The sequence below is a fragment of the Planctobacterium marinum genome (genome assembly GCF_036322805.1).
Taxonomy (GTDB): domain Bacteria; phylum Pseudomonadota; class Gammaproteobacteria; order Enterobacterales; family Alteromonadaceae; genus Planctobacterium; species Planctobacterium marinum_A.
Genome location: NZ_AP027272.1, coordinates 2706573 through 2729720, shown reverse-complemented (window position 1 = coordinate 2729720; position 23148 = coordinate 2706573). Strand labels below are relative to the sequence as shown.

25 protein-coding genes and 1 riboswitch are annotated in these 23148 nt (G+C 45.4%); of the genes, 14 read left to right on the top strand and 11 right to left on the bottom strand.

The window, feature by feature from the left end; translation table 11 throughout:
- Nucleotides 1-15: 15 nt before the first annotated feature.
- From AABA75_RS12225 to AABA75_RS12210, 4 genes are all read right to left on the bottom strand, one after another.
- Nucleotides 16-930 carry a type IV pili methyl-accepting chemotaxis transducer N-terminal domain-containing protein gene (locus AABA75_RS12225; protein ID WP_338292887.1) on the bottom strand — a complete coding sequence of 305 codons (915 nt, stop codon included), beginning with the start codon at nt 928-930 and terminating at the stop codon, nt 16-18.
- Between the two features lie 91 nt (nt 931-1021).
- Nucleotides 1022-2356, bottom strand: a complete 1335-nt coding sequence (locus tag AABA75_RS12220; RefSeq protein ID WP_338292886.1) for an MATE family efflux transporter — start codon at nt 2354-2356, stop codon at nt 1022-1024.
- 38 nt (nt 2357-2394) lie between these two features.
- Nucleotides 2395-3621, bottom strand: a complete 1227-nt coding sequence (gene glp / locus AABA75_RS12215) for a gephyrin-like molybdotransferase Glp (RefSeq protein WP_338292885.1) — start codon at nt 3619-3621, stop codon at nt 2395-2397.
- An 87-nt stretch (nt 3622-3708) separates the two neighbouring features.
- A complete protein-coding gene (locus AABA75_RS12210) occupies nt 3709-4539 on the bottom strand; it encodes a TraB/GumN family protein (protein ID WP_338292884.1) in 831 nt (276 codons plus the stop codon).
- A 216-nt stretch (nt 4540-4755) separates the two neighbouring features.
- Here AABA75_RS12210 and AABA75_RS12205 point away from each other — a divergent pair, with 216 nt between their 5' ends.
- Nucleotides 4756-5967 carry an alginate export family protein gene (locus AABA75_RS12205; protein WP_338292883.1) on the top strand — a complete coding sequence of 404 codons (1212 nt, stop codon included), beginning with the start codon at nt 4756-4758 and terminating at the stop codon, nt 5965-5967.
- Between the two features lie 77 nt (nt 5968-6044).
- Here AABA75_RS12205 and AABA75_RS12200 read toward each other — a convergent pair whose 3' ends face one another.
- From AABA75_RS12200 to AABA75_RS12185, 4 genes are read right to left on the bottom strand one after another with little or no spacing between them, the layout of a single operon-like run.
- Entirely contained in the window at nt 6045-7790 is a 1746-nt protein-coding gene (locus tag AABA75_RS12200) for a sugar phosphorylase (protein ID WP_338292882.1), read from the bottom strand.
- Between the two features lie 12 nt (nt 7791-7802).
- On the bottom strand, nt 7803-9023 hold the full coding sequence (locus AABA75_RS12195; protein ID WP_338292881.1) for a glycosyl transferase: 1221 nt from the start codon (nt 9021-9023) through the stop codon (nt 7803-7805).
- A 6-nt stretch (nt 9024-9029) separates the two neighbouring features.
- Nucleotides 9030-9857: an HAD-IIB family hydrolase gene (locus AABA75_RS12190; RefSeq protein WP_338292880.1), complete on the bottom strand. Its 828-nt coding sequence runs from the start codon at nt 9855-9857 to the stop codon at nt 9030-9032.
- 27 nt (nt 9858-9884) lie between these two features.
- Entirely contained in the window at nt 9885-10802 is a 918-nt protein-coding gene (locus tag AABA75_RS12185) for a kinase (RefSeq protein ID WP_338292879.1), read from the bottom strand.
- A gap of 383 nt (nt 10803-11185) precedes the next feature.
- On the opposite strand from AABA75_RS12185, the gene sufB reads away from it, so the two are divergent.
- From sufB to AABA75_RS12120, 13 genes are all read left to right on the top strand, one after another.
- Complete coding sequence (gene sufB / locus AABA75_RS12180) at nt 11186-12622, top strand: Fe-S cluster assembly protein SufB (protein ID WP_338292878.1); 1437 nt, start codon at nt 11186-11188, stop codon at nt 12620-12622.
- A gap of 30 nt (nt 12623-12652) precedes the next feature.
- Nucleotides 12653-13423, top strand: coding sequence for a Fe-S cluster assembly ATPase SufC (gene sufC, locus AABA75_RS12175; protein WP_338292877.1), 771 nt, complete (start codon nt 12653-12655; stop codon nt 13421-13423).
- Nucleotides 13420-14685, top strand: coding sequence for a Fe-S cluster assembly protein SufD (sufD, locus tag AABA75_RS12170; protein ID WP_338292876.1), 1266 nt, complete (start codon nt 13420-13422; stop codon nt 14683-14685). The genes sufC and sufD overlap by 4 nt, the downstream gene beginning before the upstream one ends.
- The gene (locus AABA75_RS12165) at nt 14682-15899 is read left to right on the top strand and encodes an aminotransferase class V-fold PLP-dependent enzyme (protein WP_338292875.1); all 1218 of its coding nucleotides are present in this window, start codon (nt 14682-14684) and stop codon (nt 15897-15899) included. The genes sufD and AABA75_RS12165 overlap by 4 nt, the downstream gene beginning before the upstream one ends.
- Before the next feature lie 11 nt (nt 15900-15910).
- Nucleotides 15911-16267, top strand: coding sequence for a HesB/IscA family protein (locus tag AABA75_RS12160; protein ID WP_338292874.1), 357 nt, complete (start codon nt 15911-15913; stop codon nt 16265-16267).
- A gap of 8 nt (nt 16268-16275) precedes the next feature.
- The gene (sufT, locus tag AABA75_RS12155) at nt 16276-16809 is read left to right on the top strand and encodes a putative Fe-S cluster assembly protein SufT (RefSeq protein WP_338292873.1); all 534 of its coding nucleotides are present in this window, start codon (nt 16276-16278) and stop codon (nt 16807-16809) included.
- Nucleotides 16810-16835: 26 nt separating this feature from the next.
- Nucleotides 16836-17249: a SufE family protein gene (locus AABA75_RS12150; protein WP_338292872.1), complete on the top strand. Its 414-nt coding sequence runs from the start codon at nt 16836-16838 to the stop codon at nt 17247-17249.
- A gap of 100 nt (nt 17250-17349) precedes the next feature.
- A riboswitch (molybdenum cofactor riboswitch) is annotated at nt 17350-17566 on the top strand.
- The gene (moaA, locus tag AABA75_RS12145; protein ID WP_338292871.1) at nt 17555-18523 is read left to right on the top strand and encodes a GTP 3',8-cyclase MoaA; all 969 of its coding nucleotides are present in this window, start codon (nt 17555-17557) and stop codon (nt 18521-18523) included. It overlaps the preceding riboswitch by 12 nt.
- 23 nt (nt 18524-18546) lie before the next feature.
- Complete coding sequence (gene moaB / locus AABA75_RS12140; RefSeq protein ID WP_338292870.1) at nt 18547-19050, top strand: molybdenum cofactor biosynthesis protein B; 504 nt, start codon at nt 18547-18549, stop codon at nt 19048-19050.
- Between the two features lie 12 nt (nt 19051-19062).
- Complete coding sequence (moaC, locus tag AABA75_RS12135) at nt 19063-19596, top strand: cyclic pyranopterin monophosphate synthase MoaC (protein WP_338292869.1); 534 nt, start codon at nt 19063-19065, stop codon at nt 19594-19596.
- Nucleotides 19590-19835, top strand: a complete 246-nt coding sequence (moaD, locus tag AABA75_RS12130) for a molybdopterin synthase sulfur carrier subunit (protein WP_338292868.1) — start codon at nt 19590-19592, stop codon at nt 19833-19835. The genes moaC and moaD overlap by 7 nt, the downstream gene beginning before the upstream one ends.
- A 2-nt stretch (nt 19836-19837) precedes the next feature.
- Nucleotides 19838-20293 carry a molybdopterin synthase catalytic subunit MoaE gene (gene moaE, locus AABA75_RS12125; RefSeq protein ID WP_338292867.1) on the top strand — a complete coding sequence of 152 codons (456 nt, stop codon included), beginning with the start codon at nt 19838-19840 and terminating at the stop codon, nt 20291-20293.
- 34 nt (nt 20294-20327) lie between these two features.
- A complete protein-coding gene (locus AABA75_RS12120) occupies nt 20328-20858 on the top strand; it encodes an AAA family ATPase (RefSeq protein ID WP_338294850.1) in 531 nt (176 codons plus the stop codon).
- Between the two features lie 7 nt (nt 20859-20865).
- Here AABA75_RS12120 and AABA75_RS12115 read toward each other — a convergent pair whose 3' ends face one another.
- The 3 genes from AABA75_RS12115 to cmoA all read right to left on the bottom strand — a co-directional run bounded on the left by AABA75_RS12115 (nt 20866) and on the right by cmoA (nt 23055).
- Nucleotides 20866-21228 carry a nuclear transport factor 2 family protein gene (locus AABA75_RS12115; RefSeq protein WP_338292866.1) on the bottom strand — a complete coding sequence of 121 codons (363 nt, stop codon included), beginning with the start codon at nt 21226-21228 and terminating at the stop codon, nt 20866-20868.
- 112 nt (nt 21229-21340) lie between these two features.
- Complete coding sequence (cmoB, locus tag AABA75_RS12110; RefSeq protein ID WP_338292865.1) at nt 21341-22306, bottom strand: tRNA 5-methoxyuridine(34)/uridine 5-oxyacetic acid(34) synthase CmoB; 966 nt, start codon at nt 22304-22306, stop codon at nt 21341-21343.
- Between the two features lie 11 nt (nt 22307-22317).
- The gene (gene cmoA, locus AABA75_RS12105; RefSeq protein WP_338292864.1) at nt 22318-23055 is read right to left on the bottom strand and encodes a carboxy-S-adenosyl-L-methionine synthase CmoA; all 738 of its coding nucleotides are present in this window, start codon (nt 23053-23055) and stop codon (nt 22318-22320) included.
- Nucleotides 23056-23148: the final 93 nt, after the last annotated feature.

Here is a 23148-nt window from a genome sequence, read left to right as displayed (position 1 = left end):
CATTGATAAACCGAATTATTTTGCCGCCTGAGCTTCATACATGCCCACTGCCTTGTTCATCTCTTTAAGTAGTGGCAAGTTGCTGCTAGCAATTTTACTCACTTGCTCGCTACTCACGCCACTAGATGCGGCTTCAGATGCTGCGCTTACTTGCGGTTTGAAATCTTGCCACAAGCCTTCTACCACTTTTAGCTGAGCAACGATGGTTGCATCGCTGGTACCGGGCAAGCCCAAAACCTCATCGCCAGACACAAGCCCTTTTAGAGTTCGGTCAAACAGCGTAAAGGTTTCTAATAAATTCAGTTTGTTTTCTTCTACATTGTGCCCGTAAGCTACCAACAAAAATTCTTTACTCATTTTTTGGGTGAGCATACGCTGCTTACCCGACAGATTTAATGTTGCCGCAAGCCCAGGATCTTTGGATAAGCCATTTTTTGCCGCGTCTTTTTCGTAAGCGCCAACCGCTTTGTTCATTTGTTTCAACAGTGGCAGGTTTTTCGCTGCAATGGTGGCTACTTGTTCTGCGGTAACACTACCACTGGATACAATTGCTTGAATTGTTGGATAGAAGTCGGCCCAAATTGCGTCTACTTTATCAAGTTGACGCAAGATGCGTTTTGCAGAAGTGGCCGGTAAGCCCAGATCCGCATCACCGCTACGTAAGCCTTTTAGGGTCTTATCAAAAAGTGCTGCGGTATTTTTAAGGTTCTCAATATTGGCGGCTTTATCCACCTCAAGCGCTACCAGCATCACTTCTTTGCTCATCTTTTGCGATAGCATGCGTTGCTTACCAGACAGGTTCAGTACCGTTCCATATTCGGCGGCAGTAGGGGAGGCCATCGATTGCGTGCTAAAGAGCACGAGCAAGGATAACAGTATGAGAGTGAAGTGATGAGAGAGTTTAACAGGCAGTACTTTGGTAGTAGTCATCTATTTCTCCTGAATTGTCTACCAGATAGAGGTGCTTGATTACTAATACTAGTCCTGCTTCAGAATTACTCAATAATACAAAGGTCTATAGTTACACACTTTGATTACCATCTTGTGGTAGATGTTTCTGAATAAAGCGGATCCGTAAACTCAACAAAATGGCCGCAACTGTCAGTCCTAGTATTATTCCAACCCAGAATCCCGCGGCAGCCATTGCCGGTACTATGATGTCTGTCATCGCCAGCATGTAACCCAAGGTTAAACCTACTCCCCAGTAAGAGCAGATAGTAATGATCAGCATGGCTTTGGTATCTTTATAACCTCTTAGAATACAGCCCCCAATGACCTGTACTGCGTCAGAAAACTGAAAAATAGCAGCTAAGAGCAATAAATCTGCTGCCATATTAATCACGTCTGTTTCTGTACTATATAGCCCTGCAAGTTGATAACGCAGCAGTACAGATATTAATGCATTGATGGTGGCAAAACCCAGTCCCATGGCAACAGCAGTGTAACTGGCATCTTTGGCACTACTATCTCGATTTTCGCCCAGTAAGTAGCCAATGCGAATTGTCACGGCAAGACCAATACTCAGCGGTACCATGAATAATACGCCGGATACATTAAGGGCAATTTGATGAGAAGCAACAATCTTGGCACCCAGAGGAGACAGTAACAAAGCGATGACTGAAAAGAGCGTTACTTCAAAAAGCAACGCAAACCCGATAGGTAATCCGATTTTCAAATGGGCAACTATCCCGATAAAGTTGGGTTTACTGGAATACTCAAAAAAGGGGGCGAAGGATAATTTTTTAGAGGTTTTAACGTATAACCAATTACAGGTCATCATGGCCACAAGCACTATGGCTGTAGCAATGCCGCAACCCGCACCGCCATAAGCCGGGACACCAAGCTCGCCGTAAATAAATACGTAATTTGCTGGAATATTCACTATCAGGCCGACAATCATAATGATCATGCTGGGTTTGGTATGAGACAAGCCCTCACTATATTGGCGCAGCACCTGATAAACGCAAAAGGCAGGAAAGGCTATGAACACATACTGTAAATAATCCGCTGAAATACGCTGCAAGTCGGCTGCCATATTAAAGGGAGTGAACATTTCGTAGGTATAAAAGCTGGCAATAAAAACCAGCAGACTTAATGCCTGGCCAATATACAGTGCTTGATGTCCTGCTTCAGGGATGGGAGCGTGATTTTTAGCCCCATGTAAGCGGGACACAATCGGGGGCAGGGCCATGATAATGCCTTGCACCAGGATCATTACCGGGAAAAACACGCTGGAAGCTATGGCTACAGCGGCCATATCGGTTGAAGACAAGCGTCCGGCCATCAGTGTATCAGATACGCCCATCAGCATTTGTGTTAGCTGCGCTACCAAAAGAGGACCAGCGAGCTTTAACATGGCCCGCGCCTCGGTTTTAAATACGTTGAGTTTCAAGGTTATTTTAATAGTTCGTCAAACAATTGAATATTCACCATTGTATCTTTGTCGTGATAAGCGCAATCTGCAGCCACAACAACGAAACAATTGGCTTGGGTAAAAGAGTTCATTATGCCTGAACCCTGCTTAGGCTGGGGTAATACACACAGTTCGCCCTGTTCATTTTGCCATGCCCTGGCTCGCAGGTATTCTGTGCGCCCGGGTGCACGTCGAATATCTTTCATTAGTTTCGCTTTTAAAGAGAATTGCGGAGCGGATGTCTCACCGGCCAGATATTTCAAACAGGGGATAACCAGCTGTATCAAGGTCACAAATGAAGACACCGGGTTGCCTGGTAAGCCGCTAAAAAAAGCGCTACCTAATTTACCAAAGGCATAAGGTTTTCCGGGCTTAATGGCCACTTTCCAAAAATTGATTTCCCCTAGTTCTTCTAATACCGGCTTGACGAAATCTGCATCGCCAACTGAAACACCGCCTGAAGTGATGACCCAATCACATTGCTTTGCCGCTTCAGTAAACGCATTTCTGGTGGTTTCAAGTTCGTCTGGGATGATCCCTAAATCAATGACATTGCACCCTAATTTTTGCAGAATGGTAATAATCCCGATGCGGTTACTCTCATAAATTTGTCCGCTTTGTAGTTCTGTCCCGGGTACAACCAGCTCGTCTCCCGTGGCCATCACAGCAATATTGATTTTGCGAACTACAGTTATTTTACTGTGGCCGATGGAAGCTAAAAGCGACAGGTGAGGGGCTGACAGCCTCACTCCCTTATTGACTACCACGCTTCCTTGCTGAATATCTTCACCTTTGCGGCGGATGTTGGTCCCTTGCTGGGGTATTTTGAGACAGCGCAGTTTTCTGCCAATAACCTCAGTCTGCTCCTGCATAATAACAGTATCCGCCCCCTGTGGTACCGGAGAGCCGGTCATTAAACGCAGTGCCTGTCCTTCGGTTACAGGAGAAGAAAACGCGTGTCCCGCCAGTGATTGTCCGATAATTTGCAGAGAATTTTTTGCATCGGCAGCTCTGAGTGCGTATCCGTCCATGGCGGAGTTGTCATGAGGGGGTACGTTTACTTCAGATATCACATCTTCCGCCACAATACGCCCTGCTGCGTCTTTCAAATCCACCACTTCAGTCTCTTGAAGGGGGCGGATCTGAGCAGTTTGTTGTGTTAAAGCGTCTTCAATGGGTAATAGACCGGGAGCGTCACAAACAGACATGGAAAAGGTTAGCCTCTGCTGAGTTCCTGAAAGAACGAGAGCATAACAACTTACGTACCCGGCGTATACTGGCGAATTTGCCGCGCTTCACTCTAGCTGTTGAACTTCGTAACCTTGCTTTTTCAATTGAGCAACTAAACCATCGGGACCGGCCAGGTGCAATGCGCCTACAAACAAACTTTCGATTTCTGCTGTCTGAATGTATTCATCAATTTTTGCCAGCCAATTATCGTTACGCGCTTTAATAATAATATGGTAGATGTGTGGGTAGTCATCCATAAAAGGCTTGATACCAATTTCAGTGAATAAGGGCAGATTGCCGGTACGCCAGGCCGACTTTAATTGACTGACATAATCCGGCATATTTTCCAGATCCTTTAATGTATAGCGCACCAGTTGTTCTGCATTTGCGTCGCTCATGCTGGCGAGGAAGTTAATTTGCTCTTCTGGGGTTTCCAGTGCGGCAATGGCCTTGTTTTGCTCTACCGCTTTTTGGTGAAAGGTGGCGTCAACACCCGGTGCGGTAAAACCCAAAGCGCGATATTCGGCCAAAGCAAGGTTTAACAGTACCATGCTGATTTTGAAATTATTGAACTGTGTTAGTGGGATAGCATGACTTGCTAATTTTTTCTCAAGGGCTTGCCTGGTTTCTTTTGTGAGTTGTTGCATCAATCTTGGCTCATCCGCGCTCAAAGCCATAGCATTTAGAAAATTGCGTTGGAATTCTATAGAGGCCACTGTGGCGATATCCGTCTCAAATGTAATGAGCTGGCCCTTTTGAAATGCCTCATTGAATTGATTGGGTAAAGGGTAATCCTCGTTGGTTAAAATATGCATTGTGCCTGCAAGATATATATCATTGCCATCTTTAGAGGCTTTCCAGACAGAGCTTTTGGCCCAAACAAGGCCGCTGAACATCAAAAGGAAACAAATAAGAAAAATAGATTTAAGGTGAAGTTTTGACATCAGATGAATATTTGTGAAATAAACTAAGTGCAAGATATTACTCGATTTGTTGTATCATCAACACAAATATTTAGGCACATCGAAAGATATTAGCCGTTAGTATTATGGACAGCAGCGCATAAGGCGCTAAATTAAAAGAGCACACTACACAAAACTTGGACACACAAAATGAATAATCTGCAACGAAAGCTGGGATTGTCTCTATCAGCTGTCGCCTTGGCAGTCACTGCCAGTCAGGTGCAAGCTGAGGACTCTTTAGCGAAGGCCATTAAAAATGGTAAAACCACGCTTGATTTTAACCTGCGCTATGAAACCGTTGATCAAGACAACGCACTGGAAGACGCCGATGCCCTAACACTGCGTACTCGCTTGACTTATAAATCAGCTGCGACTAATGGTTTCTCTTTTTTAGTAGAAGCTGAGGACGTGCGTTCGGTAATGGGTATCGATGATTATAGCGTACCGCCTTCCGGGTTTAATACCGGCGTGTATTCCGTTATCGCTGACCCTAAGTCAACGGAATTAGATCAAGCTTTCGTGCAGTATTCAAATGTCAAAACCACAGCGCGATTTGGTCGCCAGGTTATTGCGCTAGATAATCATAGACACGTTGGGCATGTTGGCTGGCGTCAAGACAGACAAACATTTGATGCCATTAGCTTGGTGCACAAATTCAACAAGCAGCTGACCGCGCGTTACTATTTTATCAATCAACGCAACCGCATTTTTGCTGACGACGCTGATTTGGACTCTGAAGATCATCTGGTGAATGTCAGTTACAAAAGCGATATCGGTACTTTAACTGGCTACGCGTATTTACTGGAAGTAGATAACAATACTGATAACAGTCTGGATACTTATGGTATTCGCTTTGCCGGCAACCAGAAAATAGACTCGGTAAGGTTGTTTTATCAATTGGAGTACGCCACTCAAACTAGCGAGACTCTTGGCAATGAATTCGATGCCAATTATTGGTTGCTGGAAGGTGGAGTGGGTTATAACGGCCATAAGTTGACTTTGGGCCTTGAAAACTTAGGGTCTGATAACGGTGCTTATGGATTTTCCACACCTTTGGCCACCTTACATAAATTCAATGGTTGGGCGGACATTTTCTTGGGGACGCCAGGCAATGGCTTGCAGGATCTGTACATCAAATTACAAGGTAAGTTGATGGGTGGTAAATATCACATCGTCTGGCACGACTTTTCAGCCGATGAAAATGTGGCCGGTCTTGACGACTATGGAACCGAGCTAGAGTTGCAATACACCTATGCCTTCAACAAGAATTATTCCGTTGGCTTGAAGTACTCAGGCTATTCCGCCGATGATTATGCAGTGGATACTGATAAAACCTGGTTGTGGTTTGGTGCGAAATTTTGATGCGGTAATGGTATCGCGTTGAAAGCAAAAAGGCAGCCAATCGCTGCCTTTTTTTGTTTGGTTTTTAGGGAGTAGTGTCAGCTATTAGCTAACCATACTGTCTGGTAGGGTTGCAGGGTAACCTCTTCCATAGGATCGCTGATCTTGGTATCAGTGATCAGGTCTCGCCAGGTATCAGTAACCGTTAAGTTGAGTTCCCCCATACGCAATATTTGCGGCTCGTCTGTGATATTGCTGATACAAAAAATGCTTTGACGGCGATCCATGCTTTGGCGCCAGAATCCAAATAGCTGCAAGCCCAAGTGCAGGGTAAATTGTATGGCATTAGGGTGGAACGCTTTTTGTCGGGTGCGAATATCAATGAGCTGTTTCATTCTGTTCAGCACTTTTTGATGGTGATTGAATTTAGAACCAAGCTCCATGGTCAGCATGTCGTAATCCCAACGCTTGCGGTTTATCGCTCTATTGTGATGGGTATTTTTCAACTTCTCATAATCATTCGCGGTACCTAACATGCTATGGATGTAGATGCCCGGGATACCCTCAAGACCTAACATGATGGCATGGGCGCAAATAAAGCGCTCTAATCCCCATTTGTCTGGTCCAGCTGTTGTTCCCTGCAAGGCATCGAATAACGCAATATTCATCTCGTAAGCTTTTTGCTCACCACTTTCAGTGGTGCGCCATGATATACGTCCGCCAAATTGCTTCATGGTGTTGATGAGCGTGCTTATTTCCTCATCAGACAACAATCCCTCAGCGGGGCGAAGCCCAATACCGTCGTGGGAAGCAATAAAATTAAAGTAGGTGGTTCCATTTTGTGCCGGCGGCATACTCATTAACCAGCGTTTCAAGTACAGACAGTTGCCGGTGATCAAGGTGTTAACCAGCAATGGGGGCAGACTAAAGTTGTATATGGCGTGAGCTTCGTTGGCGTTGCCAAAGTAAGTCAGGTTTTGCGTGTTGGGAATGTTAGTTTCAGTGATGATCACAGCATCCGGTTGTGCGTGTTCTATCAAGGAGCGCAACAATCGAATAATTTCGTGGGTTTGCATCAAGTTGATGCTGGTGGTACCGACTATTTTCCACAAGAAAGCCACGGCATCCATGCGGAAAATGCGCACACCTGAGTCAAGGTATTGTCTGATAATAGACACAAAGGCCAAAAGCACATCGGGATTGCGAAAATCAAAATCCACCTGGTCGTGACTAAAGGTACACCAGACGTGCTCCAACCCTCGCGCCGTCTCTGTCTCTCGCAGCAGTGGCGAGGTGCGAGGGCGTACAACTTGTGACAAATCATCGTCGGGGGAAGCGGTAAAGAAGTAATCCGATCCCGGTCCCTCGCCTCTGATAAAGTTCTGGAACCAGGCACTGCGACTGGAACAGTGGTTTATCACCAAATCCGCCATCAGACGTCTGTCGCCAGCAATGTTTTCTATATCCTTCCAGTCGCCAAGGGCTTCATTGACACTGGAATAATCAATCACAGAAAAGCCATCGTCGGAACTGTAAGGGAAGAAGGGCAATATGTGGACACTATTAATGGTGTTACCAAAATACTTGTCCATAAATTTACGCAGTGTTTTTAATGGGTGTTCATTATCCCGAATAACGCTGTCACCATAGGTGATCAATATTACATCACCTTCATCCCAGTTATTCTGAAAAAAGCCTGGTTGCTGAATTTCGTCGTTAAGGCGCATCAGAGCGATTAGTTCATCACTGAGTTTGTCATAGGAGCGATTCAACGTGATACCGTCGTAAATCACCTCAAGTTGCTGCTGTAGTTTGTGTTTCAGGTTATCTAACAGCTCTGACATAGCAAAAGTTCCTTAGCTAAATTCATTAAAATCTAATTCAACGGCTTCTTTGATTTCATCCAGAATATCCGGTACCGCACTCACCACTCTGTTCCAGGTGGGAATAAACGGTGTTTCCATGGGGTTTTCCAGAAAGTGTTGTCCTGCAGTCATGATGTTTTGTGCGAACATCTCCACGGCATTTTCTTCTGTATGGATATCAAATTTTAAGCCGTTCATGATGGCATCGTTATTGAAGGTTTCAACAAAATCAAGTGCTATACGGTAATAAGTGGCCTTTAATGAACGGAATGTGCCGGCATCGAATTTTTCGCCCTGGGTAGCGAGCTTGCGAAACAGAGCCTTGGCGATATCAATGGACATTTTAGATAAGCCCGCTTGCTGGTTATCAAGGGATAGATCCTGATGTTTGTGATCATAAGTTTGAGCAATATCCACCTGACAAATACGGTTGTGAGAATAATTGCGGTGCATTTCTGATAATGTACCGATTTCCAGTCCCCAGTCGCTGGGAATACGTAAATCATTGAGCACATCGCGGCGGAAGGAGAACTCACCAGCCAATGGATAGCGGAAGCTGTCCATGTACTCCAGGTATTCATTGTGCCCACATACTCTTTGCAGCGCTCGAATCAAAGGGGTAACCAGTAACCGGGATACTCGACCGTTGATCTTACCGTCTGCAACTCTAGCGTAATAACCTTTACTGAACTCGTAATTGAACCTCGGATTGGCAACCGGGTAGAGTAAACGCGCCAACAGGCCGCGATCATAAGTTAAAATATCGCAATCGTGTAGGCCGATAGATTCGGCCTTTTTGGTGGCCAAAATATAACCCATGCAATACCAAACATTGCGCCCTTTGCCCAATTCAGTTGGTGCCAATTCTAGTGCTTGCAGTTTGGCATCTATGGCTTTTAAGCGTGGCCCGTCGTTCCACAATACGCGATGGTGCTGCGGGAGTTTGCTGAAAAACTGCAATGCATGACGGTATTGTTCTTCTGTGGCTCTATCTAAACCTATCACCACCTGTGATAGATAGTCTACCTTGGCAATATCATCAATGATGTTGGGTAGCGCTTCGCCTTCAAGTTCTGAAAAAAGCGAGGGCAGTAACAAGCCCATAGGGCGAGACTGACTGAAGGATTTTAATTCGCTTTCCAGTTCCTCTATGCTTCGGTCTACTAAGTTGTGTAATGTGGTAATTACCCCATTTTGGTAAAAGTCTGCCATGGTCATTTACTCCTGATTGAACACGATTTTTTCGAGGCATTCAGACCAGCCAGCTGGTCCGTAGAGGGTACTTTGGTAAAGATGTTGTTGTTTTTTTATTTTTGGAAATGGGTGGCTATGGGATTTTATCTGCACAGCAATGTCTGCAGCTTCCAGCATGGCGCTATCGTTTTGGCTGTCACCTAATGCAATTGTTTTAAACTCTTGCTCTTCGCACTCGCGTGAAAACATTTGCGCCAGCCATAGCATGGCTTTGCCCTTATCACTGTCACCGCAGATATGAGTGAACCTGCCACCAGTAAGCACTTTTGCTCCTGCGGCTTGCATGGTATGCAAAAACTCTCGTTTGGCATATTCGTCGCCATTCCAGTGTAACGGCTCCCCATATTGACGTTGCATAGCTTGGTGGGCCGCATCATGGGATAGACCCGTAAGGCTAACCACTTCTTCTGTGCTCATTTGTGAAAAGCCTTTGAACATACCGTAAAAGTGTTGTCCATGCTGCTGAATGAGGGAGAGCCAATGACTTCGTTCCGGACTAAATGACTTAATCCACATGTTTTCTTTTTCCACTGTTTCTGGTGGTTGCCAAGGGAAAAAGTCCTTTGGAATAGCTACTGCGGATCCGTTTTCAAAGATAAACGGGGTGTTGAGCTGCGCACTTTGCTTAAAACTACTCAACTCAGCGAAGGTTTTACTGGTGTTGGGAATAACAAAATGTCCGGCTGCTTTGAGTTTTTGTAAGGTGCCTGCTGCGGCCTCAAAACTATAGTTGTCGTGATCCAGTAACGTTCCATCCAGATCAGTAAAAATCAAAAAAGTGGTTAAGGACATAAGCTACGTCTCCTTTTGACACGCATGTTATAAACCGCGTACTTCGACGATGGTACGTTGAGCATTGAGTTTCAATACAATGTCGCTTTGCTGCGGAAGCGTTCTTAAACACTCTTCTGTTAATCGTTGATAGTATTGAATAAAGTCCTTGATTTGTTGTTCACTCATAACGCGGTGTTGCTTTTCGTCCTTAAGCTTAGCTGATAATTTTTGCTCTTGTTCCAGGCGCCATTGAAATACGTTGTCAAAACTCGGCGCTTGTAACATCACCCAAAAATCCATCATTTGATGTAAAGGTTGGTAATTCTCCAGAAGTTGCTGATTAACCCAGTTTCGCCAGGTGAGGTTGGCATCCTGTTCCGCTTCTAAGGCATTAACCGGGTATCGAAGTTGTAGCGGGGTCTGGGCTGTCACCCCCCAACACCAGCCTTCCACAATAACCAGGTCTACCGGACCTTTCATTATTGGCCATTGGCTTTTTGGGTGCGGGTCATCAATTGCTTTGTTAAAACGGGGGAGTGCGCATTTTTCTGAAGTCGCCAAGCTTGTTAAAGTTTGCTGCATTAGCTGAGTATCGTGGGTTCCCGGAACACCACGTGTGGCTAACAAAGGAGAAACTGATTCGGAGAGAGATTTCCGGATTTGACGGTTGTGATAAAAATCATCAAGGGATAATACCGCAACCGAGAGTCCTTGTGCTGTGAGCCATTCACCGAGAAAATCACTCAAGGTGGATTTACCAGAACCCTGACATCCGTTAATGCCGAGGTAAAAGGTCCCGCTCTTTTCCTGGACCTTGTTTTTAATGCGCTCAGCAAGCGGTAAGAAAAAGTCAGATACTGTTTCAGTGAAGTGTTCAGGTAGCTGATGAACCTTCAAAAAGTTTGCTAAAAATTCGGCGTTAATGGCTGAACTCCTGTTAACCGCAACATCTTGTAATAACAACAGGAGTTCAACATCTATGCCATTCGATCACAAGTCCTGCTCCGACCTTTGTATACGAGTAATATCGGGGCAACCAGGCAACTCAGTAAAAACATTGATGTAGAATTGTTTTAGAATATTGCACCATAAAGGTGAGTGAGATTGTGACTTGGCCTTGACTTGGTGCAATGCTTTGCCTTTTTTTGGTGCGAAATAAGGCTTAAATATAAGTCATAAACAAATAATCCTGCTGAGATTGGTGATTCCAATCGCTATCAACTGGATAATACTTGAGTAAATTACTCAAGTAATTTACCATTGCCGCCATTATTGAGACTGGCGCCTGTTTTACCTCTTCTTGGAGAGAAATTGGCGTTATTGTCAGCTTAACGAAAGATGATGGTATGTCTGAACAAATAGAAGACGCGTTAAAAAAAGAGTACGAAGCAGGGTTTGTCTCAGCAATTGAGTCAGAAACTTTTGCGCCTGGGCTGGACGAAGATGTGGTCAGACGCATTTCTGAAGTCAAAGGTGAACCACAATGGATGTTAGATTGGCGCCTGAAGGCGTTTCGCATCTGGCAAAAGATGGAAGAACCTGAATGGGCACATCTGCATTACCCAAAGATAAATTACCAAGATATCTCTTATTATTCCGCTCCCAAAAGTATGGCGGACAAACCCAAATCTCTTGATGAGGTGGATCCGGAATTATTGGCCACTTATGAGAAGTTGGGGATTCCCCTTCACGAGCAAGAGATGTTGGCGGGTGTTGCCGTAGATGCGGTATTCGATTCTGTCTCTGTCGTCACCACCTATCGTGAAAAGCTGGAAGAGGCGGGCGTTATCTTTTGTCCAATCTCTGAGGCAGTGCACAAATATCCAGAGTTGGTTAAAAAGTATCTTGGCCGCGTTGTGCCTCAGCATGATAACTACTTTGCAGCTTTGAATTGCGCGGTGTTTACCGATGGTTCGTTCGTTTACATTCCTAAAGGTACGCGTTGCCCGATGGAGCTATCCACCTATTTCAGGATAAATGAGCAAAATACCGGTCAGTTTGAACGTACCCTGATTGTGGCTGACGAAGGCAGCCATGTCAGTTATCTGGAAGGTTGTACCGCTCCACAGCGCGATGAAAATCAGCTACATGCCGCTGTTGTAGAGCTGGTGGCTTTAGATGATGCTGAAATCAAATATTCTACAGTGCAGAACTGGTATCCGGGTGATGCCGACGGCAAAGGTGGGATATACAACTTCGTAACCAAACGTGGAATTTGCCATACCAATGCAAAGATCTCTTGGACGCAAGTCGAAACGGGTTCTGCCATCACCTGGAAATATCCAAGCTGTATATTGAAAGGCGATAATAGTGTAGGTGAATTTTATTCCGTGGCATTGACTCGCGGTAAGCAGCAGGCTGATACCGGAACGAAAATGATCCATATCGGTGAAAACACCAAATCTACTATTATCTCCAAAGGGATATCTGCAGCACAAAGTAACAACAGTTATCGCGGCCTGGTGCAAATGCACAAGAGTGCAAAAAAAGCCCGTAACTTTACCCAGTGTGATTCGCTGCTGATTGGTGACAAGTGTGGTGCGCACACTTTCCCTTATGTAGAAAGCAGTAATCCCAGTGCCATTGTTGAGCACGAAGCGACGACCTCAAAAGTCAGCGATGAACAGATGTTTTTGTGTCAGCAGCGAGGACTCGATGCAGAAAAGGCAGTGTCCATGATCGTAAACGGCTTTTGCAAAGAGGTGTTCAAAGAACTTCCAATGGAATTCGCCGTGGAAGCGGGCAAGTTGTTAGAAATCAGTTTAGAAGGCTCAGTAGGTTAAGGCCTGTAGCGCAAGTAAGGTAGTGAATAAATGTTAAAAGTTGATAATTTAAAAGCGAAAGTCGAAGAAAAAGACATCCTGAAAGGCCTGAGTCTGGAAATTAACCCTGGTGAAGTCCATGCCATTATGGGACCAAATGGCGCTGGTAAAAGTACCTTAGGGTACGTTTTGTCAGGTAAAGATGGCTACGAAGTCACTGAAGGTGGCGCTACTTTAAATGGTGAAGACTTACTGGATATGGAAATTGAAGATCGCGCCAGAGCGGGTTTGTTCCTTGCCTTCCAGTATCCGGTTGAAATTCCCGGTGTGAGCAATCTGGAGTTTATGAAAGCGGCAGTTGATTCCGTACGTGAATCCCGCGGTGAAGAAGCGCTAAGTTCAGCAGATTTTCTCAAAGCGGCTAAAGCTGCCTGCAAGCAAGTAAACCTGCCGCTGGAATTCTTAAAGCGCGGCGTTAACGAAGGTTTTTCCGGTGGTGAGAAAAAGCGCAACGAAATCATGCAAATGATCTTACTGCAGCCAACCCTATGCATTCTGGATGAGTCAGACTCGGGTTTGGATATCGACGCGTTAAAAGTCGTAGCCGAAGGCGTAAACAGTCAACGTGATGACAAACGTAGCTTCGTAGTGGTAACTCATTACCAGCGCTTACTCGATTACATCAAGCCCGATTTTGTACACGTATTATCCGATGGCAAAATCGTGAAAAGCGGCGATGCTTCTCTGGCCCACGAACTTGAAGCTGAGGGTTACGCCTGGTTGGAGACTTATGACCGCAATGCGGAAGAGGAAACTGCATGAGTGCCTGGTTAGCCAATGCGATTGAGAAAGGTCAGCAGGTTGATGATTGGCTTTCTGGTCAGCGTCAAGCTTCTCTTGCATTACTAAAACAACAAGCTTGGCCAAGCCGTAAAACCGAAGACTGGAAATACACCTCCGTTCGAGCTATGGAAAAACGCTCAGGTGAAGGTGCCAGTGCTGCAGGTGTGGCCGAACTGCACGCAATTGAAAACCTCGATGCCATTGATTTGCATTTTGTAGATGGCCATTTTCAGGGGATCAGTCAGTCGCTACCTGAAGGGCTTAGCATTGTGGATTTGGCTCAGCCAGACTCACAAGCACAAGCATGGGCGGTTAACGCGTTCACCGCCTGTAAACCGCAAAAACACTTATTTGGTCTGGTGAATGATGCGCTTGCTGACAATGGTTTGATTGTTGATATTGCGGCTAATGCAGAAATAAAACAGCCGCTGCGCATCGTCAATACCATTACCCAGGATATTGATGTACAACATCGTATCGTGGTGCGGTTAGGGCAGGGTGCGAAAGCGACGGTAATTGAGCATGCTGAAGGTACCCAGGCCAGTTACTTTTCTGGATTTGCGGAATACTTTGTAGCCGAAAATGCCTATCTGGAGCACTACCGTTTTTGCCTGAGAACCGGACAAGCCTTGAGTATTGGTGGTAGTCACTTTGAGCTTAAAAGTGAAGCCGAGATTAACTCTACGCTGGTGGGTTTTGGCTCTGAATTGTCCCGTCTGGATGTGGATGTGATGCATCGCGGTGAGCGTGCACACGCCAAAATCAATGCGGTATATTTGCTGGATGCGGGAGAAAAGTTCGATTTACATAGCTGTATCGAGCATGAGATAGGCCACTGTACAACAGATGAAACGGTTCGCGGTATTGTGGGTGATAAAGCCACTGCCACCTTTAATGGTCGCATTCACATTCATCGCGATGCCCAAAAAACACTGGCGGAGCTAAACAACAAGAATCTGTTGTTAACCGATAACGCCACTATTAATACTAAACCAGAATTAGAAATTTATGCCGATGACGTGCGCTGTGCGCACGGTGCTACGGTCGCTGAGTTAGATAAATCAGCCCTGTATTACCTCACCAGCCGCGGTGTAAGTAAAGCTCAGGCTCTGGTGATGTTGAATTTTGGATTTATCAATGCGCTGGTGGATGAGATGCCAAATGAAGCATTAGCACAGTGGTTGCGTCCTCAGTTACAACAGCGTTTTGCCAATATGAACCTGGACCCGATTGAAGCATGAGTTTAGATGTTGTAGCAATTCGACAGCAGTTCCCAATCCTGCAGCGCACGGTTGACGGCAACCCGTTGGTATATCTAGACAACGCTGCTACCACGCAAAAGCCGCAAGCCGTAATCGATGCTATCAGCCATTATTGCACCCATTGTAATAGTAACGTACATCGCGGTGCGCACACATTGGCAGACGAAGCGACCCGTTTGTATGAAGCCGCTCGCGAAAAAGTGGCAAACTTTATTAATGCTTTTGATAAGAAAGAGGTGATCTGGACTGCAGGTACTACTGAATCTATCAATATAGTGGCCAATGGCGCTAAACAGTTACTCAAAGCCGGTGACGAAGTGATCGTTACGGAAATGGAACATCATGCTAATCTGGTTACCTGGCAACAGGTGTGTAAGGTTTCCGGCGCCACTTTAAAAATTGCGCCCATTACCGATGATGGGGAATTGAACCTTGCTGAATTTCAGCGTTTGCTTTGTGATGCTACTAAGTTTGTGGCCATTCCTCACATAAGCAATGCGCTTGGAACGATTAACCCGTTAAGCGAACTTATCCCTATGGCTAAAGCTGTTGGCGCTTGGGTGATGATAGACGGTGCGCAAGGTATTGCCCATGGCGATGTTGATGTGCAGGCATTAGGTTGTGATTTTTACGCTTTCTCTGGGCACAAGTTTTTTGCTCCTACCGGGATTGGCGTATTGTGGGGACGTGCTGAAGTCTTGTGCGATTGGCCTGTTTGGCAAACCGGTGGCGAAATGATTTCTGTGGTTACGTATGAAAGTGCCACATGGGGTGAGTTGCCCAATCGGCTTGAAGCGGGTACGCCCAATATTGCCGGTGCCGTTGGACTTGGTGCCGCCATTGATTGGTTTAATACGCTTGATCTTGAAGCGGTTAAGCAACATGAAAAGCGGTTGATGGACAAAGCCGTGGAATTATCTGCCACGGTTGATGGTCTGATTATTAAAGGCAATGCAGCAAACAAAATTGGTGTGTTTAGTTTTGTTATTGAAGGCACACACCCTGCCGATATTGGCTTTTTGCTGGATAAGCAGGGCATTGCTATTCGCACAGGGGACCACTGTGCGCAACCTTTAATGCAACGACTGGGCGTTCCCGGAACAGCGCGCGCTTCGTTTTCTATTTACAACACCGTAGAAGATATTGAAGCGCTATTTATCGCATTAAAGAAAGTCAAAATGATGTTGATGTAAGAGAATTGAATATGTCAGTAAATACATTCGATCCAACAGCAGCGCTGGTAACCGTTACTGATTCAGCCAAGGCACACTTCGCAAAAATGCTGGGTGACAGTCAGGATAAAATGATACGTCTTGGTACCAAGGTAAGCGGTTGTTCTGGCTATGCATACACGCTGGATGCTGTCGCAGAAAAAAAAGCTAACGATTTAGAAATTACCCTGGATAACGGCATGGTTATGCTGATTGCAGCAGATGCTGCGCCATTAGTACAAGACACCGAAATCGACTACGTTACCGTAGGGATCAACGGCGAGATCCGTTTTAATAATCCCAATGTAGTCAGTGAGTGTGGCTGCGGCGAAAGCTTCAACGTAGGTTAATCATTCTGATGCAGAAAAAAATGGTGGTAACTCAGCGAGAGTGCCCGGCAAGGCGTGTGCCTTCGGGGGAACAGACCACAATTCCCGCAAACCAGTTTGTAACCATCAATCAAGCCCTTGGCGGTAACTATACCGTCACCTGGATGGGCAATATGCTGCGCATTGATGGTACAGACGGTGATGCCATTGGCATGAAACCAGAAGAACTCAGTTTTGATTCCACCGGACACGATGGAATACTCGAAGAACAGGTAAATCAAGCGTTAGATACCATCTTCGATCCTGAAATTCCCATTAGTTTGGTGTCTCTTGGTTTGATTTACAAAGTCGATATAGAGCAGAACAGTGGTTTGGTTACGATTGACATGACCCTGACCGCACCCGGCTGTGGTATGGGCCCGGTACTTATCAGTGATGTAAAATATCGCGTAGCAAAAGTGCCTAATGTCACCGCTGTAAATGTTAATCTGGTATTTGATCCACCCTGGACAAAAGATATGATGTCCGAAGAGGCACAGCTGGAAGCTGGCCTGTTTTTCTAATTTCAGCAAAAGACAGTTTTTAATCTATGAGTCTACCCACTACTGACGAAATTCTTGACGACCTGGCATTTTTTGACAGCTGGGAAGAGCGCTACAAATACATCATTGACTTGGGGAAAGCCCTCGAGCCGTTTCCCGCTGAATTGCAAACCCCGGACCGTCTTGTAAAGGGCTGTCAAAGTAATGTCTGGTTGGAAATCGGCGGTGATAAAGAGCGCATCCAGTTTCTGGTGGATAGCGATGCAGTCATTGTTAAAGGCCTTCTAGTGCTTGTGCTTGCGGCTTATAACAACAAATCACCACAAGATATCATCGCCTTTGATATTGATGAGTATTTCAGGCAATTAGATCTGGAAAGGCATATTAGCCCGACACGAGGCAATGGCTTAAAAGCCATTGTTGCCCGCATCAATAATATCGCCACTGCGGCATTGCCGTAGTGGGCAATGCCGACACTCAAATTCCTTTCAAACCTGAAGTTACAAATAATGCACGATTAGGCATTGTAATTAAGCGTTGTCAGGGGTAATTTGAAGATCACTAAAAACGAAACTCCGAGCCTTGGTTCCTAAGTAGTTATCACTAGCTATAGGGTGCTCTGGCCGCTTTGCAAGCTGTTACATGAGGTGATGGTGCAAAGCACGGGTTGTTTGTCAGTTTTGTTGCTGGCCACCGAGAAATCGAACAGCCTCCCGAAAGCGGTGCCGAATGGATGCGGTAGCTCTTTAACTTGGAAAGGTGTGTAATGCTTCAAGATACTCACGGACGCCGGTTTCATTACCTGCGCCTGTCTATAACAGACGTGTGTAATTTTCGCTGTAACTACTGTTTACCGGATGGTTACCAATGTGATTCCGATAGGGACTTCTTATCTCTTAGTGAGATAAAAACCATTGCCCGCACATTTTCCTCATTAGGCACGTCTAAAATACGCCTAACTGGCGGGGAACCGTCTCTGCGAAAAGATCTGCCTCAAATTATCGAAGCTTGTGCTAGAACAGACGGCATCGACAAAGTGGTGATCACCACCAATGGCTATCGTTTTCCTGATGTGATTGATGACTGGCATCAAGCCGGTATCGCTGGTATCAATGTCAGTATTGACTCTCTAGACGCCAACGTATTTAACAGTATAACGGGTGCTGATAAGTTAAAGGCGATTCTGGCCGGTGTGGACAAAGCAGCTGCCATGGGAATACCCGTTAAAATCAATTCTGTTCTAATGAAAGGGGTGAATGAAAGTAGCCTGCAACAGTTTTTGAATTGGTTGCAAGACACGCCTGTCACTTTGAGATTCATAGAGTTGATGGAAACCGGGCTGAGTCATCAATTTTTCAAACAACATCACATTGCCGGTGAACCCATCAAGCAGCGCTTATTACAACAAGGTTGGACGCGCATTGTCAGGGGTAAATCAGCCGGACCGGCGCAAGAGTTTCATCATCCTGATTACGCTGGCAAAATTGGACTTATTATGCCGTACAGTAAGGATTTTTGTGATAGCTGCAATCGTTTACGAATTTCAGCTACCGGTAAATTACATCTGTGTTTGTTCGCTGAACAAGGTCTATCATTGCGAGAAGAGATCGCCAATGGTGATGAGCTGGCGTTAAGGCATAAAATCAGCGAATTACTTACCACCAAAGATATAAGTCACTGGTTGCACGAGGGTAAAACTGGCGCAACAAAACACCTGGCGATGCTAGGTGGATAAGGAAAATAAGGCAAATTTCATTTATGAACTCTGAAAACACAAGACTTAATATTGCGGTATTGACCGTATCTGATACCCGCACCGAAGAAACGGATTCCTCAGGTCGTTACTTGGTAGAAGCGATTACCGAGGCTGGCCATCACATTGTTGAAAAAGCGATAGTGATAGACGATAAATACAAACTCAGAGAAATTGTGTCTCGCTGGATTGCTGATGAGCAAATTCAGGTGGTGGTGAGTACGGGTGGAACCGGCTTTACTGGCCGGGATACGACACCCGAAGCTTTGAGTGTACTGTTTGACAAAAGTATCGAGGGCTTCGGCGAACTATTCAGACACATTTCTTATCAGGAGATTGGCACTTCCACCGTGCAATCCAGAGCGTTTGGAGGTATTGCCAATCGCACTGCTATTTTCTGTTTACCGGGCTCCACAGGAGCATGTAAAACGGGTTGGAATGGCATCCTGAAAGAACAGCTGGATAGCACACACAAACCTTGCAATTTCGTTGGTCATTTAACCAGTTAAGCGGCGTTTATTATGCAAGAATCTAATTCCTCTAACTCACCATCCCTCAGCCACATTAATGCCAAAGGTGAGGCTAGCATGGTAGATGTTACACGAAAGTCGGTTACCCAACGAGCTGCAGTGGCGACAGGCAAAGTAATGATGTCCAAAGCAACCTTTGATTTAATTGTTTCTGGCGGTCATGCCAAAGGTGATGTATTAGCCGTGGCCAGAATCGCAGGCATCCAGGCTGCAAAAAAATGTGCCGATCTTATTCCCCTTTGTCATCCATTGATGTTGAGTAAAGTGCAGGTTGACTTTGAACCTGATGAGAGCCAGTCACAAATTAATGTGCGTGCGTTGTGTAAACTCGCCGGTAAAACGGGGGTTGAAATGGAAGCGCTCACCGCAGTATCGGTGGCCTGTTTAACCTTGTTTGATATGTGCAAAGCGGCGGATCCAGAGATGGTTATCTCTGACATTAAAGTGCAGTCTAAAACAGGCGGTAAAACCGGCCACTGGATAAGAGAGCAGGGCACAGTAAACAATGGAGCATCTGCATGTTAACCGTATTATTTTTCGCGCAGCTCAGAGAGCAACTTCAATGTGATAAACTAGAACTCGCTGAGCAACCTAAAACCGTGTCTGAATTGCGCGATATCCTGGCGCAAAGATCGCCACTATGGAAAGAATTGCTTGCCAGTGGACTGGCCATTGCTGCGGTAAATCAAACCATTAGCAGCGACGATGTGAGCTTAAAAGCAGGCGATGAAGTGGCGTTTTTCCCGCCGGTAACCGGAGGTTAAGCTTGGCACAGATTAAGATATCAGTGCAGGAGCATGACTTTTCTGTGCAGAATGAGTATCAAGCATTGCTGGGAGACCACGCTGATTCTGGTGCCGTTGTGAGCTTTATTGGTCTTGTAAGAGACTTTAATGATGGACGCGATGTTACCGGGTTGAAGTTAGAGCATTATCCCGGCATGACGGAAAAAGCCTTAAATGATATAGCTACGCAAGCAGCACAACGCTGGTCCTTAAACGGGATAACCATTATTCATCGGGTAGGTCAGCTACAACTGGCAGATCAGATAGTGCTTGTTGCGGTTTCCAGTGCTCACCGAGGCGCCGCTTTTCAAGCTTGTGAGTTTGTAATGGATTATCTGAAAACCAAAGCGCCTTTTTGGAAAAAAGAAACCACTCAATACGGAGAATTTTGGGTGCAAGCTAAATCCGCCGATGATGAAAAAGCAAATAGATGGTGAATAAAGTTTTTAAGGATAGAAAAAATTGAAGGTTGTGGCCATAAGCGGTGTCTCCGGTAGTGGGAAAACAACGCTGGTTAAATTACTGTCAGAACACTTCAGCTGTCCCTATTTGCTGTTCGATGACTATGTTGAAAAGCACACTTACCCGAAAGATATGAAAGCCTGGTTGCACCAGGGGGCAAATTTATCTGAACTTAAAACCCCGGGCTTTGTTAAGGCACTCAAGGCCATAAAGCAGGATAATGCCTATCCTTACGTGTTTATTGAAGAACCCTTTGCTCGTTGTCGTGAATCTATAGCCGTATTTATTGATGTTGCTGTGTTTCTTGATACTCCTTTGGAGGTTTGCTTATCTCGTGTCATACAGCGCAATTTTGAGCATGCTAATGGAGACTCTGCCACTCAAGTGTTAACTTATTTGACAAATTACGATGATCATCTCAGAGAGATTTATATCGAAACGGCGGCTCAGGCTAAAAGTACCAGTGACTTTGTGGTGGATGGCAATTTGTCCACCGACGCCACCACAAAGCTTCTCAAAGACTGGCTAAATAATAATTAAATTAAAATCAGGTGGGCTCGCCTGTACCGACAAAACCCGTCATGCGGATAATGTGATTATCAGATACCTCTACAAAGTATTGTCCATGTTGTACCACTTGCTTGCCATCCGGTCCCATACCGCCGAAGGCTACCGTTACGCGGGTGTGTTTGCCTATGGTGTCGCTTTTTACCACTTCAGCCTTCCAACCCGGCGCATTGGCGCTAAACATACCCACATAAGCACAAAGTGCATCAACGCTATTTATGGTTTCAGGGGTACGTGGATCATGATATTCCACTTCAGGGATAACGACGCTTTTGATGGTACTCGCCCGGCTATCTTCTTCGGAAAGCTGCCAGGCACTGAAAAAAGTAGAGATAGGATCCATATTAATTCTCTTTTTAGATAGGTCTGATGCAGTGTAAAGAAAAAAAGTTCACTTGCCTATATGCTCTTTCATCAGACTTTTAGCTCTTTATGGTAATTTTATATCCAGCCGATTATCTGTTTGCTATCAGTGTTGCTCTCAGTGGAGCGGGGTAGCCTTCAATGGTTTTACTGATGTCGTCTTTGTCCAGAAAATCCACAAGGGAGTGACTGGTCATCCAGTCGGTGGCTCGTTGCTCTTCGAGTCTGGTTTCGTCGAGATTGACGCAGCGGATATTCTTGAATCCCGCTCGGCTCATCCAATGTTCTAGAGCCTTAACGCTGGGTATAAACCAAACATTGCGCATTTGAGCATAGCGTTCACCTGGTACAAGTACGGTGTTTTCATCGCCTTCCACCACCAGGGTTTCCAACACCAACTCACCACCAGATTTCAACTGTTCTTTGAGTTGCTGTAAAAACTCAAAGGGGCTTTTGCGGTGATACAACACGCCCATTGAAAACACCGTATCAAAGGCTCTCAATGCTGGCATTTGTTCAATGCCCAGTGGCAATAGATGAATAGGATGGTTCGGCGCGAAGTGTTTGATTGCCTGAAACTGAATTAAAAATAATTGAGTTGGGTCGATACCCACTACCATTTCAGGTTTTTGCGCCAACATACGCCACATATGATAGCCGCTGCCACAGCCCACATCTAGCACGGTTTTGTTGGCTAATGATGAAATGTGTGGGGCAACCCGATCCCATTTCCAATCAGAGCGCCATTCAGTATTGATATGGATATCGTGAATGTAAAAGGGACCTTTGCGCCATGGCATGAACTGTTTGAGTAGTCCGTTGATTTGTTTCTGCTGATATTCGGTGATGTCATTAGCGCTGCCGATGCTCACTGAGTCTGTCAAATTGACCTGTGATGGCTGGGTTTTGGGCAATTGCTCAACTAACTTTAGCCACTTTTTAAAGTCGCCATGTAATGCCTCTTTGTGCCACTTAGCTAAATGAGCAGGCAAGGTTTCCAGCCAATGGGCTAAATCCGTTGTCGCGATTTCCCGGTAAAAATCATAAAACCACTTCATTGCTCGTCTTCTCAGTTTTCAAGGGGTTTGATAGCCAGCATAGAGGCGAAGTTAAAACACTGAAACCAGGTTAGAGTTTCCGTAAAGCCGATTTGTTTCAAGCGATTCAGGTGAAAGGGCAAGGATTCCAGTTTCATTACATTTTCAAGAGCTGTGCGCTTTTGGCTAATCTCTAGTTCGCTGTAACCATTGCGGCGTTTAAATTCATGGTGCAGTTCAATCAAGCTTTCGTCTGCCGTCGAATGTCCCAGGGAAACTTTTTCAGACAATATTAGCACACCACCCGGATTGAGCCCGGTGTAGATGTTTTCCAGCACTTCCTGACGTTTTTCAGGGGCGATAAACTGCAAGGTGAAATTCAGTATAACAACCGAAGCGTTTTCGATTTTAGTTTCCAGCACGTCGGCTTGTTCTACAACTACGGGAATATCGGATTTAAACGCCGCGAGGTGACTTTTACAGCGGCTTACCATTTCTGCGCTGTTGTCGATGGCTTGTATTTTAATATTGTTGGCAGTGGCATACTTTCTTACTGATAAGCTGGCAGCGCCTAATGAGCAACCCAGATCGTAAATAGTACTGTTGTCTTGTGCGAATTGCTGAGCCAGCAGTCCAATATTATCCACAATAGTGCTATAGCCCGGCACCGAGCGCTGGATCATGTCAGGGAAAACCGCCACAACATCCTGATCAAATTTAAAATCAGCGACTTTTTCTTGTGGTTTGGAGTAAATAAGATCTTTAGTCAATGTCTTAGCTGTCAAAGAAAAAACACTATTCTAACGCAAAATCAAGGTAGTCAAAAACATTAACTCGTTGCTTAAATTACAAATTTTTTGCGA